General features: G+C 60.4%; 11 protein-coding genes. 6 read left to right on the plus strand and 5 right to left on the minus strand.

Annotation, left to right across the window (positions count from 1 at the left end; all coding sequences use genetic code 11):
• Positions 1-2 precede the first annotated feature (2 nt).
• Positions 3-662 carry a GntR family transcriptional regulator gene (locus KGB14_RS05860; RefSeq protein WP_223484649.1) on the minus strand — a complete coding sequence of 220 codons (660 nt, stop codon included), beginning with the start codon at positions 660-662 and terminating at the stop codon, positions 3-5.
• A gap of 266 nt (positions 663-928) precedes the next feature.
• On the opposite strand from KGB14_RS05860, the gene xdhA reads away from it, so the two are divergent.
• The 4 genes from xdhA to guaD all read left to right on the plus strand — a co-directional run bounded on the left by xdhA (position 929) and on the right by guaD (position 7082).
• On the plus strand, positions 929-2383 hold the full coding sequence (gene xdhA, locus KGB14_RS05865) for a xanthine dehydrogenase small subunit (RefSeq protein WP_223484652.1): 1455 nt from the start codon (positions 929-931) through the stop codon (positions 2381-2383).
• Positions 2376-4775 (plus strand): xanthine dehydrogenase molybdopterin binding subunit, encoded by a 2400-nt coding sequence (gene xdhB, locus KGB14_RS05870; RefSeq protein WP_223484654.1) that lies wholly within the window; start codon positions 2376-2378, stop codon positions 4773-4775. The genes xdhA and xdhB overlap by 8 nt, the downstream gene beginning before the upstream one ends.
• 116 nt (positions 4776-4891) lie before the next feature.
• Positions 4892-5737, plus strand: coding sequence for a xanthine dehydrogenase accessory protein XdhC (gene xdhC / locus KGB14_RS05875; protein ID WP_223484656.1), 846 nt, complete (start codon positions 4892-4894; stop codon positions 5735-5737).
• Positions 5738-5777: 40 nt separating this feature from the next.
• Positions 5778-7082, plus strand: coding sequence for a guanine deaminase (guaD, locus tag KGB14_RS05880; RefSeq protein ID WP_223484658.1), 1305 nt, complete (start codon positions 5778-5780; stop codon positions 7080-7082).
• A 152-nt stretch (positions 7083-7234) separates the two neighbouring features.
• Here the strand turns inward: guaD and KGB14_RS05885 are convergent, their stop codons facing one another.
• On the minus strand, positions 7235-7999 hold the full coding sequence (locus KGB14_RS05885; RefSeq protein ID WP_223484660.1) for a GntR family transcriptional regulator: 765 nt from the start codon (positions 7997-7999) through the stop codon (positions 7235-7237).
• A gap of 356 nt (positions 8000-8355) precedes the next feature.
• On the opposite strand from KGB14_RS05885, the gene KGB14_RS05890 reads away from it, so the two are divergent.
• Positions 8356-9546: a benzoate/H(+) symporter BenE family transporter gene (locus tag KGB14_RS05890; RefSeq protein ID WP_223484663.1), complete on the plus strand. Its 1191-nt coding sequence runs from the start codon at positions 8356-8358 to the stop codon at positions 9544-9546.
• A gap of 139 nt (positions 9547-9685) precedes the next feature.
• On the opposite strand, the gene KGB14_RS05895 is transcribed toward KGB14_RS05890, so the two are convergent.
• Entirely contained in the window at positions 9686-10030 is a 345-nt protein-coding gene (locus KGB14_RS05895; protein WP_007896965.1) for a YggL family protein, read from the minus strand.
• Between the two features lie 233 nt (positions 10031-10263).
• Between KGB14_RS05895 and dacB the strand changes: the two genes are divergently transcribed.
• Entirely contained in the window at positions 10264-11724 is a 1461-nt protein-coding gene (gene dacB, locus KGB14_RS05900) for a D-alanyl-D-alanine carboxypeptidase/D-alanyl-D-alanine-endopeptidase (RefSeq protein ID WP_223484671.1), read from the plus strand.
• A gap of 135 nt (positions 11725-11859) precedes the next feature.
• On the opposite strand, the gene KGB14_RS05905 is transcribed toward dacB, so the two are convergent.
• Complete coding sequence (locus tag KGB14_RS05905; RefSeq protein WP_223484680.1) at positions 11860-14250, minus strand: diguanylate cyclase; 2391 nt, start codon at positions 14248-14250, stop codon at positions 11860-11862.
• A gap of 144 nt (positions 14251-14394) precedes the next feature.
• The gene (gene rlmKL / locus KGB14_RS05910; protein WP_223484689.1) at positions 14395-16665 is read right to left on the minus strand and encodes a bifunctional 23S rRNA (guanine(2069)-N(7))-methyltransferase RlmK/23S rRNA (guanine(2445)-N(2))-methyltransferase RlmL; all 2271 of its coding nucleotides are present in this window, start codon (positions 16663-16665) and stop codon (positions 14395-14397) included.
• Between the last annotated feature and the right edge of the window lie 97 nt (positions 16666-16762).

The raw sequence follows: 16762 nt of genomic DNA on the forward strand, positions 1-16762 counted from the left end.
GCTTAAGCGACCGTCAGGGCAGAAACCACCAGATCGCAGCTGCGCTGGGCATACGCCGTCAGCACCTCGCGGATCTGCGGGACGTCACGGGCCAGCACGGCAGCGAGCAAGCGTTCGAACAATTCCAGAAACTCGCTCATCGAGGCCTTGCGCTGGTCCAGGGCGAGGAAATACGCGCGGCTCATGGCTGGCTGCAGATTCTCGACGGTTTCCTGCAAGTACGGATTGTTGGCGAACGGATAGGCGGCGCGCATCACACTGAAGCTGTCGTCGACGAACGTGCGGATGTCCTGGCGCTCGTAGCTGTCGGTCAGGCGCTGCTGGATCTGCACGAACGGCGCCATGTCGGCCTGGACTTGCCAGCCGCTGGCCACCGCGTTGCCGAGCAGAATGTACAACTCGCTCATCAGCGTGCATAGGCTCTGCACCTTGTGCGCCGTCAATTCGGTCACATGGGCGCCACGTCGCGGCAAAATCGCGATCAAGTGGCGGCGTTCGAGGATCAGCAAGGCCTCACGGACTGAACCGCGGCTGACATTGAGGGCCAGCGTGACCTTCTGTTCCTGGATGCGCTCCCCCGGCTTCATTTCGCCGCGAATGATACGTTCGGCGAGGTGGTGAGCGATTTGCTCGGCGAGGCTGTCCGGCGCCTTGAACGTCATGGTTGTCCTTCAAACTCTTCGATCTGCACAAGCGGCGCAGTGTAGCGCAATTGATGGGTCATGGCGGAGTGCCCACCCAGCGGTTTTTGGCACGATTCAAGCAAAAGGCAAGCTATCCCGTGAGGGTCAATAATGAAGGAACGAGTCGTTGATCGACAAAATGCCATTTCCTGACCTTTAAGTCAGAAAATCATTGACCGAAAAGTCAGACCTGATAAATTCGGCTCATGTCGGTTAACAACAATAATGAGTTTGCGAGGCCTTCCGTGATCCAGTTTTTACTCAACCAGGAACTCCGTAGCGAGCACGCCCTGGACCCGAACCTGACCGTGCTCAATTACCTGCGCGAACATGTGGGCAAACCCGGCACCAAAGAAGGCTGCGCCAGCGGTGACTGTGGCGCCTGCACCGTAGTGGTCGGCGAGCTGCAGACGGACGACGACGGCCGCGAACACATTCGCTATCGCAGCCTCAACTCGTGCCTGACCTTTGTTTCGTCGCTGCATGGCAAGCAACTGATCAGCGTCGAAGACCTCAAGCACAAGGGCGAGCTGCACAGCGTGCAAAAAGCCATGGTCGAGTGCCATGGCTCGCAATGCGGTTTCTGCACCCCGGGCTTCGTGATGTCGTTGTTCGCCCTGCAAAAGAACAGTGATCAACCGGATGCTCACAAGGCCCACGAAGCCCTGGCCGGCAACCTCTGCCGTTGCACCGGTTATCGGCCGATCCTCGCCGCTGCCGAACAATCCTGCTGCGGCAAACAACCCGACCAATTCGATGCGCGAGAAGCAGACACCATCGCTCGCCTGAAAGCCATCACCCCCACCGACATCGGCGAACTCAACAGTGGCGACAAACGCTGCCTGGTGCCGTTGACCGTGGCCGATCTGGCCGACCTGTACGACGCTTATCCACAGGCCCGCCTGCTGGCTGGCGGCACCGATCTGGCGCTGGAAGTGACCCAGTTCCACCGCACCTTGCCGGTGATGATCTACGTCGGCAACGTCGCCGAAATGAAACGCATCGAACGCTTCGACGATCGCCTGGAAATCGGTGCCGCCACCGCCCTCTCCGACTGTTACGACGCCCTGAAGGCCGAGTACCCGGACTTCGGTGAATTGCTGCAACGCTTTGCCTCTCTGCAGATCCGCAACCAGGGCACCCTGGGTGGCAACATCGGCAACGCCTCGCCAATCGGCGACTCGCCACCGCTGCTGATCGCCCTCGGCGCGCAGATCGTCCTGTGCAAAGGCGAAACCCGCCGCACCATGGCCCTGGAAGATTACTTCATCGATTACCGGGTCACCGCGCGTCAGGAAAGCGAGTTCATCGAAAAGATCATCGTGCCACGCGCCAGCGCCGAACAACTGTTCCGCGCCTACAAGGTATCCAAGCGTCTGGACGATGACATTTCCGCGGTCTGCGCCGCATTCAACCTGCGCATCGACACCGGTGTGATCGCCGACGCCCGCGTTGCTTTCGGCGGTATGGCGGCCATTCCAAAACGTGCCAAGAACTGCGAAGCCGCCCTGCTGGGTGCACCGTTCAACAACGCCACTATCGAACGCGCCTGCGCTGCGCTGGCCGAAGATTTCACACCGCTCTCGGACTTCCGCGCCAGCAAGGAATACCGCCTGCTCAGCGCGCAGAATCTGCTGCGTAAATACTTCATCGAACTGCAAACACCGCACATCGAGACTCGGGTGACCGCTTATGTCTAATCATCACGCTGTAGAGAAGACCCAAGCCGAACTGGCTGAATTGTTCGCCAAGGACCTGACCACCGGTGTCGGTCGCAGCGTCAAGCACGACAGCGCCGACAAGCATGTATCCGGTGAAGCGCAGTACATCGACGATCGATTGGAATTCCCCAATCAGCTGCACGTTTACGCACGGCTGTCGGACCGCGCCCACGCGAAAATCATCAGCATCGACACCAAGCCTTGTTACGCCTTCGAAGGTGTGCGCATTGCCATCACTCACGAAGATGTGCCGGGCCTGAAAGACATCGGTCCACTGTTGCCGGGCGACCCGTTGCTGGCCATCGATGACGTGCAGTTTGTCGGTCAACCGGTACTGGCCGTCGCGGCGAAAGACCTGGAAACCGCGCGCAAGGCGGCCATGGCCGCGATCATCGAATACGAAGACCTCGAACCGGTTCTGGACGTGGTCGAAGCCTTGCGCAAACGCCATTTTGTGCTCGACAGCCATACGCATCACCGTGGTGATTCGGCGACTGCGTTGGCCACTGCCGAACATCGCATCCAGGGCACGCTGCACATCGGCGGTCAGGAACACTTTTATCTCGAAACCCAGATCTCATCGGTGATGCCGACGGAAGACGGCGGGATGATCGTTTACTGCTCGACCCAGAACCCCACCGAAGTACAGAAACTGGTGGCCGAAGTGCTGGACGTGTCGATGAACAAAATCGTCGTCGACATGCGCCGCATGGGCGGTGGTTTCGGCGGCAAGGAAACCCAGGCGGCAAGCCCGGCGTGCCTGTGCGCGGTGATCGCACACCTGACCGGTCAGCCGACCAAAATGCGCCTGCCGCGTGTCGAAGACATGCTGATGACCGGCAAGCGTCACCCGTTTTACGTCGAGTACGACGTGGGCTTCGACAGCACCGGCCGCCTGCACGGCATCGCCCTGGAACTGGCCGGTAACTGCGGTTGCTCCCCGGATTTGTCGGCATCGATTGTCGACCGCGCGATGTTCCATGCCGACAACTCGTACTACCTGGGCGACGCGACCATCAACGGTCACCGCTGCAAGACCAACACCGCGTCGAACACCGCTTACCGTGGCTTCGGCGGCCCGCAAGGGATGGTCGCCATCGAAGAAGTGATGGATGCGATTGCCCGCCATCTGGGCCTCGATCCACTGGCGGTGCGCAAGGCCAACTACTACGGCAAGACCGAGCGCAACGTCACGCATTATTACCAGACCGTCGAGCACAACATGCTCGAGGAAATGACCGCGGAACTGGAAGAAAGCAGCCAGTACGCAGAACGTCGCGAAGCGATTCGTCGCTACAACGCCAACAGCCCGATCCTGAAAAAAGGCCTGGCGCTGACCCCGGTGAAATTTGGTATTTCCTTCACCGCCAGCTTCCTCAATCAGGCCGGTGCACTGATCCACATCTACACCGACGGCAGCATCCACCTGAACCACGGTGGCACCGAGATGGGCCAGGGCCTGAACACCAAGGTTGCGCAAGTCGTGGCTGAAGTATTCCAGGTAGAAATGGATCGCGTGCAGATCACCGCGACCAACACCGACAAGGTTCCGAACACTTCGCCAACCGCTGCGTCGAGTGGCGCCGACCTCAATGGTAAAGCGGCGCAAAACGCAGCTGAAATCATCAAGAAACGCCTGGTGGAATTCGCCGCGCGGCAATACAAGGTCAGCGAAGAAGATGTGGAGTTCCACAACGGTCACGTGCGGGTTCGCGATCACATCCTGACGTTTGAATCGCTGATCCAGCAGGCGTATTTCGCTCAGGTGTCGCTGTCGAGCACCGGCTTCTACAAGACCCCGAAAATCTACTACGACCGCAGTCAGGCCCGTGGTCGGCCGTTCTACTACTACGCCTTTGGTGCAGCCTGCGCCGAGGTGATCGTCGACACCCTGACCGGCGAGTACAAGATGCTGCGCACCGACATCCTTCACGACGTCGGCGACTCGCTGAACCCGGCGATCGATATCGGTCAGGTCGAGGGTGGTTTCATCCAGGGCATGGGTTGGCTGACCATGGAAGAACTGGTGTGGAACAACAAAGGCAAACTGATGACCAATGGCCCGGCCAGCTACAAGATCCCGGCGGTGGCCGACATGCCACTGGACCTGCGGGTGAAGCTGGTGGAAAACCGCAAGAACCCGGAAGACACGGTGTTCCATTCCAAGGCCGTGGGCGAGCCGCCGTTCATGCTCGGCATCGCCGCGTGGTGCGCGATCAAGGACGCCGTGGCCAGTTTGGGCGACTACCAGCATCAACCAAAAATCGACGCACCGGCGACCCCGGAGCGGGTGTTGTGGGGTTGTGAGCAGATGCGGCAGTTGACGGCGGTGAAAGCCGTGGAAGCTGAAACCGAACTGGCTTCGCTCTAGACCGAGGCGCGGCCATCGCGAGCAGGCTCGCTCCCACAGGGGAATGCATTCCAAATGTGGGAGCGGGCTTGCTCGCGAAGACGGCCGAACAGACAACAGAGATGTTGAGGTGAAACATGTACAACTGGATCGACGCCCTCGCCGACCTGCAAACCCGGGGTGAACCCTGTGTGTTGGTGACCATCATCGAAGAGCTCGGCTCGACGCCGCGTAATGCTGGCTCGAAGATGGTCATCAGCGCCACGCAAACGTTCGACACCATCGGTGGCGGGCATCTGGAATACAAGGCCATGCAGATCGGCCGCGAGATGCTGGCCAGCGGCCGGCAGGACACCCACCTGGAGCGCTTCAGCCTCGGCGCCAGCCTGGGCCAGTGCTGCGGCGGCGTGACCGTGTTGCTGTTCGAACCGATGGGCCAGGTCCAGGCGCAGATTGCGGTATTCGGCGCCGGCCACGTCGGTCGGGCCCTGGTGCCACTGCTCGCCAGCCTGCCGTGCCGGGTGCGCTGGATCGACTCGCGGGAAGCGGAATTCCCCGAGCAGATCCCCCACGGCGTGCGCAAAATCGTCACCGAAGAACCGCTGGATGAAGTCGATGACCTGCCCACCGGCAGCTACTGCATCGTCATGACCCACAACCATCAACTCGATCTCGAACTCACCGCCGCGATCCTCAAACGCAACGACTTCGCCTACTTCGGCCTGATCGGTTCGAAGACCAAACGGGTGAAGTTCGAACACCGTCTGCGTGATCGTGGTTTCGACAACTCCGTGCTGCAACGCATGCGCTGCCCGATGGGCATTGGCGAAGTCAAAGGCAAGTTGCCTGTGGAAATCGCCATCTCCATCGCCGGCGAAATCATCGCCACCTATAACGCGAATTTCGGCCAGCACACCGCCAGCGCCGGATCATCGATCGCCAAACTGCTGCCTGCTTCACGCCGCAGCCAGGCTTTGAACTAAAAAGCTTCGAACAATAAGAAGCCACGAATTGAGAACTCCCATGCCTGCAACTCGCAAAGCCTACCGCGCCGCCCTCCTGCACAGCATCGCCGACCCCGCCGAAGTGGGCATCGAAGCTTCTTATGAGTATTTCGAAGACGGCCTGCTGGTGGTCGAGAACGGCCAGATCAGCGCCATCGGCCACGCCAGCGAATTGCTGCCGACCCTGCCCGCGGACATCGAGATCACCCATTATCAGGACGCACTGATCACCCCCGGCCTCATCGACACCCACATCCACTTGCCACAAACCGGCATGGTCGGCGCCTATGGCGAACAGCTGCTGGACTGGCTCAACACCTACACCTTTCCGTGTGAAAGCCAGTTCGCCGACAAGGGCCACGCTGACGAAGTCGCGGGTATTTTCATCAAGGAACTGCTGCGCAACGGCACCACCACCGCGCTGGTGTTCGGCAGTGTGCATCCGCAATCGGTGAACTCGTTCTTCGAGGCCGCCGAACAGCTGGACCTGCGGATGATCGCCGGCAAGGTGATGATGGACCGCAACGCGCCGGACTACCTGACCGACACCGCCGAATCGAGCTACGTCGAAAGCAAGGCGCTGATCGAACGCTGGCACGGCAAGGGTCGCCTGCATTACGCCGTCACACCGCGTTTTGCCCCGACCAGCACCCCGGAACAACTGACCCTCGCTGGCCAGTTGCTGAGCGAATACCCGGATCTGTACATGCAGACCCACATCAGCGAGAACCTCAAGGAAGTCGCGTGGGTCAAGGAACTGTTCCCGGAGCGCAAGGGCTACCTGGACGTCTACGATCACTACCAATTGCTCGGTGAGCGTTCGGTGTTCGCCCACGGCGTACACCTGTGCGACGACGAATGCGCGCGCCTGGCGCAAACCGGTTCGGCCATCGCCTTCTGCCCGACCTCCAACTTCTTCCTCGGCAGCGGCTTGTTCAATCTGCCGATGGCCGAGAAGCACAAACTCAATGTCGGCCTCGGTACCGACGTCGGTGGCGGCACCAGTTTCTCGCTGCTGCAAACCCTGAACGAAGCCTACAAAGTCATGCAACTGCAAGGCGCACGGCTGAGCCCGTTCAAGTCGCTGTACCTGGCCACCCTCGGCGGCGCCCGCGCCCTGCGCCTGGAAGACAAGATCGGCACCTTGCAACCGGGCACCGACGCGGACTTCCTGGTGCTGGATTACAACGCCACGCCACTGCTCAGCTATCGCCTGAAGCAGGCCAATAACATTGCCGAGACGTTGTTTGTATTGATGACGCTGGGGGATGACCGGACGGTGTTGCAGACGTATGCGGCGGGGAATCTGGTGCATCAGCGCTAGTTTTCTCCAAGCATAAAAAATCCCCCGTAGCCGAACAGCCCGGGGGATTTTTATTGCCTGTCAGATCGCTATCGCGAGCAGGCTCGCTCCCACATTTGAATGGCATTCCCCTGTGGGAGCGAGCCTGCTCGCGATGGGCTCGCCTCGGTCTATCAGAGTTTGGCGACCGGCCGCCCCGGCTTCTTGGTCTGCAACAAATGCGAAAACACCGCATGCAAATCATCCGACGCACTTTCTTCGTCGAGGTTGAGTTTGCTGTCGATGTGGTCCATGTGATGCATCATCAGGTCCACCGCCAGCGTCGCGTCCCGCGCTTCGATGGCGTTGATCAACTGGGTGTGTTCATCGTAAGAACAGTGGGAACGGTTGCCGCTCTCGTACTGGGCGATGATCAACGAAGTCTGGGACACCAGGCTGCGCTGGAAGCTGATCAGCGGCGCGTTTTTCGCCGCTTCGGCCAGCTTCAAGTGGAACTCGCCCGACAAACGGATTCCGGCGCCACGATCGCCACGGGAGAAACTGTCGCGCTCGTCGTTGACCATCTGCCGCAAGTCGGCAATCTCCTCGGCAGTGGCGTGCTGAACCGCCAGCTCAGTGATCGCCCGCTCCACCAGACGCCGCGCCATAAACACCTGACGGGCCTCTTCGACACTCGGGCTGGCAACGACAGCGCCGCGATTCGGTCGCAGTAACACCACGCCTTCATGGGCCAGACGCGACAGCGCGCGGCGAATGATGGTGCGGCTGACCCCGAAAATTTCCCCCAGCGCTTCTTCGCTCAACTTGGTGCCGGGCGCCAGACGCTGTTCGAGGATGGCCTCGAAGATATGCGCATAGACAATATCGTCCTGGGTACCGGTGCGGCCGGCTTTGCCTGCTCGCGGTTGTTTCTTGAGGGGTTGCAACTGTTCGTTCATGGGCACTCGAGTCGGGAGAACTGCGGCGAATTGACCGTGACTGTAATACGGCACAGTGGGTCGCTGGCAAGTATCGCGTAAAAAACACCGCGATTGTACACAATGGAAGGTGGCAACACGACTGTACGGCTGTTTGTCGCCCTCGCTGTATTGCAACGACCGGTTACTTTTCAGTTTAGGCTTGAACGCAGAATCCGCTGCCTGAACGCTATCCCTGTAGGAGCGAGGCTTGCCCGCGAAGGCGTCGTGTCATTCAACATTGATATCGACTGACACGACGCCTTCGCGGGCAAGCCTCGCTCCTACAGGGTTCAGCGGCTACGGACATCTTTATCAGAACAAGGAACACCGCTGTCATGACCGATGCCACGCACACGCAGCTTCGCCCCCTGACTGACACGTCGCCCTCGGCCATCGTCGCAGGCTTCATCGCCATGATGACCGGCTACACCAGTTCACTGGTGCTGATGTTCCAGGCCGGGCAAGCAGCGGGCCTTAGCAGCGGGCAGATTTCGTCGTGGATCTGGGCGATCTCCATCGGCATGGCGGTGTGCTCGATCGGCCTGTCCCTGCGCTACCGCACCCCGATCACCATTGCCTGGTCGACCCCCGGCGCGGCACTGCTGATCTCCAGCCTGGGCGGTGTCAGCTACGGCGAGGCCATTGGTGCCTATATTACTTGCGCGGTGCTGGTGACCATTTGTGGTTTGACCGGCAGCTTCGAACGGCTGGTGAAAAAGATTCCGGCCTCATTGGCGGCGGCGTTGCTGGCGGGGATTCTGTTCAAGATCGGCAGCGAGATTTTCGTCGCCACCCAGCACCGGACCGCACTGGTCCTGGGGATGTTCTTCACGTATCTGCTGGTCAAGCGCCTGTCACCGCGCTACGCCGTGCTCGCCGCGCTGTTGATCGGCACCGCGCTGTCGGGGTTCATGGGGCTGCTGGATTTCAGTGGCTTCCACCTGGAAGTCGCGACACCGGTCTGGACCACACCGCATTTTTCCCTGGCTGCGACTATCAGCATCGGCATCCCGCTGTTCGTGGTGGCGATGACGTCGCAGAACATGCCGGGCATCGCCGTATTGCGCGCCGACGGCTACAACGTGCCGGCCTCGCCGCTGATCACCACCACCGGCATTGCCTCGTTGCTGTTGGCGCCGTTCGGTTCACACGGCATCAACCTGGCGGCCATCAGCGCAGCGATCTGCACCGGACCGCATGCCCATGAAGATCGCAACAAGCGCTACACGGCAGCCGTCTGGTGCGGGATTTTCTACGGGATTGCCGGGGTGTTCGGCGCGACGCTGGCAGCGCTGTTTGCCGCATTGCCTAAAGAACTGGTGCTGTCGATTGCCGCGCTGGCGCTATTCGGCTCGATCATCAATGGATTGAGCATTGCCATGGCGCAAGTGCAGGAACGGGAAGCGGCGCTGATTACCTTTATGGTGACGGCATCGGGGCTGACGCTGTTTTCCATTGGCTCGGCGTTCTGGGGGATTGTGGCGGGGGTGTTGACGCTGGTTATCTTGAACTGGCGCAAGGTGTAGGAGCGAGGCTTGCCCGCGAAGGCGTCGTGTCAGTCGATGTCTAATGTTGAATGAAACTCCGTCTTCGCGGGCAAGCCTCGCTCCTACAAAAAGCAGGCATAAAAAAACGGCGACCCTTGGGTCGCCGTTTTTTTCAACATCAAGCTACCGGATTGATCGGCTTTTCCGGGTACCAGACGTCGATCAGCGGGCTGACGGTTGCTTCGGTCAGTTCGCTGCGGCCTTTGAGCCAAGCTTCAACAGCGGCACGCTGCTCTTCGGAAACCGAGCCACGCTTCTGCAGGCACACCAGACCGAAGTCGTCGCCGCCCACATAGCCCAGACCGTTGGCTTCCATGGCTTCTTTCAGGAACGCGTCGAGGAAAGCATCAATGGCTTCATCAGCCAAATCTTCTTTGAAATCCAGGTTCAGTTCGAAACCCAGCTCTTGAAATTCATCGACGCACAGTTTTTTGCGCAGACGCTGGGAACGGTTAGTCGCCATTGGAACAATCCTCATAAGTAATAACGGGCGGCACTTTAGCAGTTTAAGGCGCCGATTGCCCGCCTCAGAACGGCGCTACGCCTACCGTCGGTAAAAAATAGCGGATTAGAGGGCCAAGGTACGGCACAAGCCGCTACACCTTGGGGCATAATGCCGACACTTTCATGACCACTGAGGGAATTTATTTCCATGCCCTCGTTTTTTCCCCCCTCGGCTGTAGGGTTTTATTTCAGATGATCAAATCTTTGCGTCCATTGTTGCTGGCCAGCCTTCTTCTGCCTCTGGCCCTCCCGGTTTCCGCCGCTCCGATCAACACCGCCCTGTCGCCCAATGTCGAAAAGGCCCTCAAGGCCAGCAAGTTGCAGGACAGTGCCCTGTCATTGGTGATGATCCCGCTCAACGGCCCGGGCACCCCTACCATTCATAACGCTGACGTTTCGGTCAACCCGGCCTCGACCATGAAGCTGGTGACCACGTATGCCGCGCTGGAAATGCTTGGCCCGAACCATCAATGGAAAACCGAGTTCTACACCGACGGCACCCTTAGTGGTGGCATCCTCAACGGTAATCTCTACCTCAAGGGTGGCGGCGATCCGAAGCTGAACATGGAAAAACTCTGGCTGCTGATGCGCGATTTGCGTGCCAACGGCGTCACCCAGGTCACCGGCGATCTGGTATTGGACCGTGGCTTCTTCGTGCAACCGCAACTGCCCGAATTCAACGACGATGGCAATGACGAGAACAAACCGTTCCTGGTCAAACCCGACGCGCTGCTGGTCAATCTCAAGGCCCTGCGCTTCGTGGCCCGTAACGACTCGGGCAAGGTCCTGGTGTCGGTCGAGCCACCGATTGCCAGCATCCGCATCGACAATCAGGTCAAGGCGCTCAACTCCAAGCAATGCACCGGTGGCGTGCGTTACAACCCGGTGACCCAGACTGATGGCAGCATCACCGTGACCGTCGGCGGCCAGTTGGGCGAAGGTTGCAGCTCCCAGACCTACCTGTCGCTGCTCGACCACGCGACCTACACCGCCGGTGCCGTGCGGGCGATCTGGAAGGAATTGGGCGGCAGCATCCAGGGCCAGGATCGTCTGGCACCGACGCCGAGCAGCGCCAAGGTGCTGGCCCGGGCCTACTCGCCAGACCTGGCGGAAATCATTCGCGACATCAACAAATACAGTAACAACACCATGGCTCAGCAATTGTTCCTGAGCCTGGGCCAGAAGTTCCGCACCGACGCCGACGGTGACGACGCCAAGGCGGCCCAGCGTGTGGTGCGTCAGTGGCTGGCAAGAAAAGGCATCACCGCGCCGCACCTGGTGATGGAGAACGGCTCCGGTCTGTCTCGTGCCGAGCGGGTAAGTGCGCGGGAAATGGCGGCGATGCTGCAAGCGGCGTGGCATAGCCCATACGCCGCCGAGTTCATCAGTTCGATGCCGATTGCCGGCACCGACGGCACCATGCGCAAGCGCCTGAAACAGACGGCCATGGCCGGTGAGGCCCACGTCAAGACTGGCACCCTGAACACCGTGCGCGCCATCTCCGGCTTCAGCCGCGACATCAATGGCAATACCTGGGCGGTCGTGGCGATCCTCAACGACAAGGCACCGTTTGGCGCCTCCTCGGTGCTGGATCAGGTGCTGCTGGACCTGTACCGCCAGCCAAAACTGCCAACCACGGCGTCGGTGTTGTAACCGGATCTATAGAACACCTTAGGTCCAATGTGGGAGCGAGCCTGCTCGCGATAGCGGTATAACAGTCGACATCCAAGTTGAATGTTAGAACCTCATCGCGAGCAGGCTCGCTCCCACAGGGGCCGGCACGCGGCCTTAGCTCATCTGCCCCTCAACCCGATCCCTTCCCGCCTGCTTCGCCGCATAGACCCCTGAGTCAGCCCGCAACAGCAGCGCATCCGCGCCCTCTCCGGCCTTCCAACTGGCAATCCCGAAACTCGCGGTGATGGTCCCGACCTCGTCGATCGGCGAACTGCGCAACCCTTGCCACAATTCCACGGCCAGCACCTGGGCCTGTACACCGTCGATATCCGGACACAGCACCATGAACTCTTCGCCCCCCAGGCGACAGAACACATCAGTGCGCCGCAGGCGACCGCCAATGCGCTCGCACACGGCCTGCAATACCCGATCACCCACGGCATGACCATGCTGGTCATTGATGCGCTTGAAGTGATCGATGTCGAGCATGATCACCGACAATTCGCCACCGCCGCGCTCGACCCGGGCCATTTCGGTGGTCAGGCGCTCCTGGAAGTAGCGGCGGTTGTGGATCCCGGTCAACGAGTCGGTCACCGACAGTGCCCGCAACTCTTCTTCCACGCGCTTGAGGTCGGAGATGTCCGAGATGTAACCATGCCACAGCACGCCGCCACCGGGCAGTTCCTCCGGGGTCGCTTCACCGCGGACCCAGCGCAGACCACGCGCGGGCAATTGCACGCGGTATTCCTCGCGCCAGGGGCTGAGGGTGTCTGCCGAGGCCCGGATCGAGGCGCGGACCCGGCTCGTATCCTGAGGATGAATCCGCGCGAATATCGCTTCGGCATTGAGCAACAGCACGTCCGGCTCGAGCTCGTAGATCTCGCGCATACCGTCACTGGCGTAGATCACGCTGAAGCGGCCATCGAACTCCATCTTGAACTGGTAAATGCCACCGGGCACATGGGCGCTGAGCTTCTTCAATAACAGGTCCCGTGCCGCCAGAGCCTCATGGACGCGCTTGCGTTCGGTGATATCGATACAGATTGCCAGGTGGCCGACCCACAAACCCTGCTCGTCGAGTACCGGGGTCGCCAGCATGTTTACCAGCAAATGGCTGCTGTCGCGGCGGATCAGCGTCCACTCCCGAGCTTCATGACCGCCCTCTTCCCCGCCTTCGACCAACATCGCCTGACAGGTCGGGATCGGTTTGCCGTAGCGCGCGCTCAACTCTGCCGACCGCGCCTCGAGCTCCCGGGGCAGGTGCAGGTTTTCCAGGGTCATGTGACCCACGACCTGCCCATTGGAGTAACCGAGCATCTGCTCTGCCCCGGCGTTGAAGGTGCTGATGATTCCGCGCAGGTCGGTGGCGATGATCGCCACCTGAGTCGCGGCATCCAGCACACCGCGCAACTGGCCATGAGTACCCCGCAACTCTTGCTCACGGGCATGCAGTTCCTGGGTCCGCTGTTCCACCAGTTTCAGCGCTCGTTGGCGCTGATTGACCAACACATAGAGCAGCACACTGAGCAGCAGGCTGAGCAAACCGCCGAGCACCACCAGGCTGGCTACCGAGGAATGGTTGGCTTGCAGAAACGCGGCGCTTGGGCGCATGTCCACTTGATAGTCGTGGTCGGCCAGACGCAGCAATCGCGTGGCCGAAAGATCGCTGGCCCCCGCCGTGTTGTTCGACTCGTACAACACTTCATGCTGATCATCGGTGGATAAGTCGAGAATACGCACCGAGAGAGAGTCGTGATTCTCTTCCGGCAGTCCATCCGCCAGCAGTTGGCGCATGCTGATCACCGCCATGACATAACCGTCGGGCGCGGCGCTCGGGATTTGCTGACGGCTGACCGGGGCCACCAGCAATACGCCCCGCGAATAGGCGGGCTCGATGCCGACCAAATGCAGCGGTTGCGACACGACCATGCGGCCATTGCGATTGGCACGTTCCAGGGTTGCACGACGCAGGGGTTGGGCCAACAAGTCGTAGCCCAGCGGCGTGGGCAATCGGCTCTGGGTTTGGGTATAGAGCACCGGTACGTACTCGTCCCGCTCGCCGGCCACTTGCAACTGGCCATCGGCGTTGAGTTCACGAAAGGTGAAATCGCTCAAGCCTTCTTCACGCACCGCGCGTTCAAGCAGAGGTCGTTCGGCGCGGGAAACCCGTGGCGCCCAGGAGTAGGCCTGGGTACGACGCAAAAGAGGTTTGGCGTAACCGTCGAATTCCTCGCGGGACACCGATCCGGAATTGACGAAGAACCGGCGCAGGCCGTCGAGGCGCTGCTCCTGATCTTCAAAACGTTCTTCGATACGGCTGTAACGTTCACTGGCGAGCAGTTGGAAACGTTGCCGCAATTGCTGTTGAAACTGATTGAGGGTTGCCCAGGCCAGCAATCCCGTGAGAATCCCGCCGACGAGCAATACCAGCAGCGCGACCAGCCAGGCCGAAACATCTTCGCTGATAAAACCCAGGATCTTGGGGCGCACGGCGTGCAACGACATAGAGGCAACTCAAAACGCCAGGTGCCGGAAAAGCCCATTGGCCATGCATTGAGTTATAGCCATTAGCCACCAATTTGACCAGCACTGAAAGGACCCAAGAGCCTTTAAAAATCAAGACCCTGTGGATCCAATCGTGCTCAGGTGTCAGCGAGCGGTGATTTTCCAGGCACGGTGAATCTTGCCATTACGGGCGAAATCCGGATCGATGGTCTGGGCGGTGATTTCTTCAACGGCATAACGCTCGGTGAGGTTTTCCTCGAGCTGGAACTTGCGGAAGTTGTTGGAGAAGTACAACACCCCGCCCGGCGCCAGACGTGCCATGGCCAAGTCGATCAACTGCACTTGATCACGCTGCACGTCGAAGATCCCTTCCATGCGCTTGGAGTTGGAGAAGGTCGGCGGGTCGATGAAAATCAGGTCGTATTCGTCACGGCAGGCATCGAGCCAAGCCATCACATCACCCTGCTCCAGACGGTTCTTGTCGGAGAAACCGTTCAGCGACAGGTTGCGACGCGCCCAATCCAGATAGGTTTTCGACAGGTCCACGCTGGTGGTGCTGCGCGCGCCGCCCTTGGCCGCATGAACGCTGGCGGTCGCGGTGTAGCAATACAGGTTGAGGAAGCGCTTGCCGGCCGCCTCTTTCTGGATCCGCATGCGCATCGGCCGGTGGTCGAGGAACAACCCGGTGTCGAGGTAGTCGGTGAGGTTCACCAGCAGCTTCACGCCACCTTCGTTGACCTCGACAAATTTGCCCTGTGCCGCTTGGCGTTCGTACTGCTTGGTGCCGCTCTGACGCTCGCGACGTTTGACCACCACGCGGCTCTTGTCGATGTTCAGGGCCTGCGGAATGGCGGCCAGGGCATCGAACATACGCGCCGAGGCTTTTTCCGGATCGATGGATTTCGGCGCGGCGTATTCCTGGACGTGGACCCAATCCTGATACAGGTCGATGGCCATGGAGTATTCCGGCATATCGGCATCGTAAACGCGGTAGCAGTCGATGCCTTCACGCTTGACCCACTTGCCGAGGGCCTTGAGGTTCTTTTGCAGGCGGTTGGCAAACATCTGCCCGCCTTCGCTCAAGCGCGGTTGCTCGATCACCACCGGGGCCGGTTTGATCGGGTTGCCGTTCTTGTTGTACTTCTCGTACTTGCCCGGTGCCACATCGTTGTCGGCGACTTCGACTTCAGCTTGCTCGCGCTCGACCTGACGCTGTTCCGGCGTGCGACGCTCACCGGTGACGAACTGGTCCGGCGTGACCTTGATCAGCAGCAATTTGCACGGCAAGGCGCCGTTCCAGAACGAGTACTGCTTGTGGCTGCGGATGCCCATGCGCTTGCCCAGGTCCGGGGCGCCGGTGAACACCGCCGCTTCCCAGTTCAGGCACGCCTGACGCAGACGCTCGCCGAGGTTCTGGTAGAGATAGAGCAGGCTCGCCTCATCGCCCAGACGCTCGCCGTACGGAGGGTTGCAGATCACCAGGCCTTTCTGGTTCTGGTCCGGGCGCGGCTCGAACGTCGCGACTTCGCCCTGGTAGATTTTGATCCATTCGCTCAGGCCGGCACGTTCGACGTTATTGCGGCCCGGTTGAATCAGGCGCGGGTCAGCTTCGTAACCGCGGATCCACAGCGGCGGCTTGGCCAGACCGGCCGCGGCGCGTTCGGTGGCTTCTTCGTGGAGCTTTTTCCACAGCGCCGGCACGTGGCCGAGCCAGGCGGTAAAGCCCCATTGCTCGCGACGCAGGTTCGGCGCCATGTCGGCGGCGATCATCGCGGCTTCCACCAGGAACGTACCGACACCGCACATCGGGTCGGCCAGCGCGCCGCCATCGGCGGCAATCCGTGGCCAGCCGGAACGGATCAGAATCGCCGCCGCGAGGTTTTCCTTCAGCGGCGCCGCGCCCTGCTGCAAGCGATAACCGCGTTGGTGCAGGCTGTGGCCGGAAAGGTCGAGGGACAGAATCGCTTCGCCACGGTCCAGGCGCAGGTGAATGCGCAGGTCCGGGTTGAGCTTGTCGATGGACGGACGATCACCTTGTGGAGTGCGCAGTTTGTCGACGATGGCGTCCTTGACCTTCAAGGCGCCGAAATGGGTGTTATCAATGCCCGAACCGTGACCGCTGAATTCGACGGCCAGGGTGCCATCGTTGAGCATGTGATCTTGCCACTCGATATCCAGCACGCCGTGGTAGAGGTCTTCGGCGTCCTTCATCGGGAAGCGCTTGAGCACCAGCAGCACGCGGTTTGCCAGACGCGACCACAAGCACAGGCGATAGGCGGTTTCCATGGTGGCCATGCCGCGCACAGCCGAGGTGTGCTCACGCGCTTCCTCAAGGCCAAGCCCGACGGCTTCCTCGATGAGCAGGCCTTCGAGGCCTTTTGGGCAAGTGAGGAAGAGTTCGAAACGATCGGACATGGTAATTCCAGAGCCTTTAGCTAAGTGAACCGACAACGCATTGCCGATCCGGTTTTCAATCAGGCGCTTTTCTAAAAGAGCGCCCGCGTGGCACGAA

Source organism: Pseudomonas sp. A-RE-19, assembly GCF_019956555.1.
Taxonomy (GTDB): domain Bacteria; phylum Pseudomonadota; class Gammaproteobacteria; order Pseudomonadales; family Pseudomonadaceae; genus Aquipseudomonas.

Bases quoted from the DNA above. Each gene is read 5' to 3' on its own strand.
- KGB14_RS05860 (WP_223484649.1), bottom strand. From the start codon at position 662: ATGACGTTCAAGGCGCCGGACAGCCTCGCCGAGCAAATCGCTCACCAC.
- xdhB (WP_223484654.1), top strand. From the start codon at position 2,376: ATGTCTAATCATCACGCTGTAGAGAAGACCCAAGCCGAACTGGCTGAA.
- xdhC (WP_223484656.1), top strand. From the start codon at position 4,892: ATGTACAACTGGATCGACGCCCTCGCCGACCTGCAAACCCGGGGTGAA.
- guaD (WP_223484658.1), top strand. From the start codon at position 5,778: ATGCCTGCAACTCGCAAAGCCTACCGCGCCGCCCTCCTGCACAGCATC.
- KGB14_RS05885 (WP_223484660.1), bottom strand. From the start codon at position 7,999: ATGAACGAACAGTTGCAACCCCTCAAGAAACAACCGCGAGCAGGCAAA.
- KGB14_RS05890 (WP_223484663.1), top strand. From the start codon at position 8,356: ATGACCGATGCCACGCACACGCAGCTTCGCCCCCTGACTGACACGTCG.
- KGB14_RS05895 (WP_007896965.1), bottom strand. From the start codon at position 10,030: ATGGCGACTAACCGTTCCCAGCGTCTGCGCAAAAAACTGTGCGTCGAT.
- dacB (WP_223484671.1), top strand. From the start codon at position 10,264: ATGATCAAATCTTTGCGTCCATTGTTGCTGGCCAGCCTTCTTCTGCCT.
- KGB14_RS05905 (WP_223484680.1), bottom strand. From the start codon at position 14,250: ATGTCGTTGCACGCCGTGCGCCCCAAGATCCTGGGTTTTATCAGCGAA.
- rlmKL (WP_223484689.1), bottom strand. From the start codon at position 16,665: ATGTCCGATCGTTTCGAACTCTTCCTCACTTGCCCAAAAGGCCTCGAA.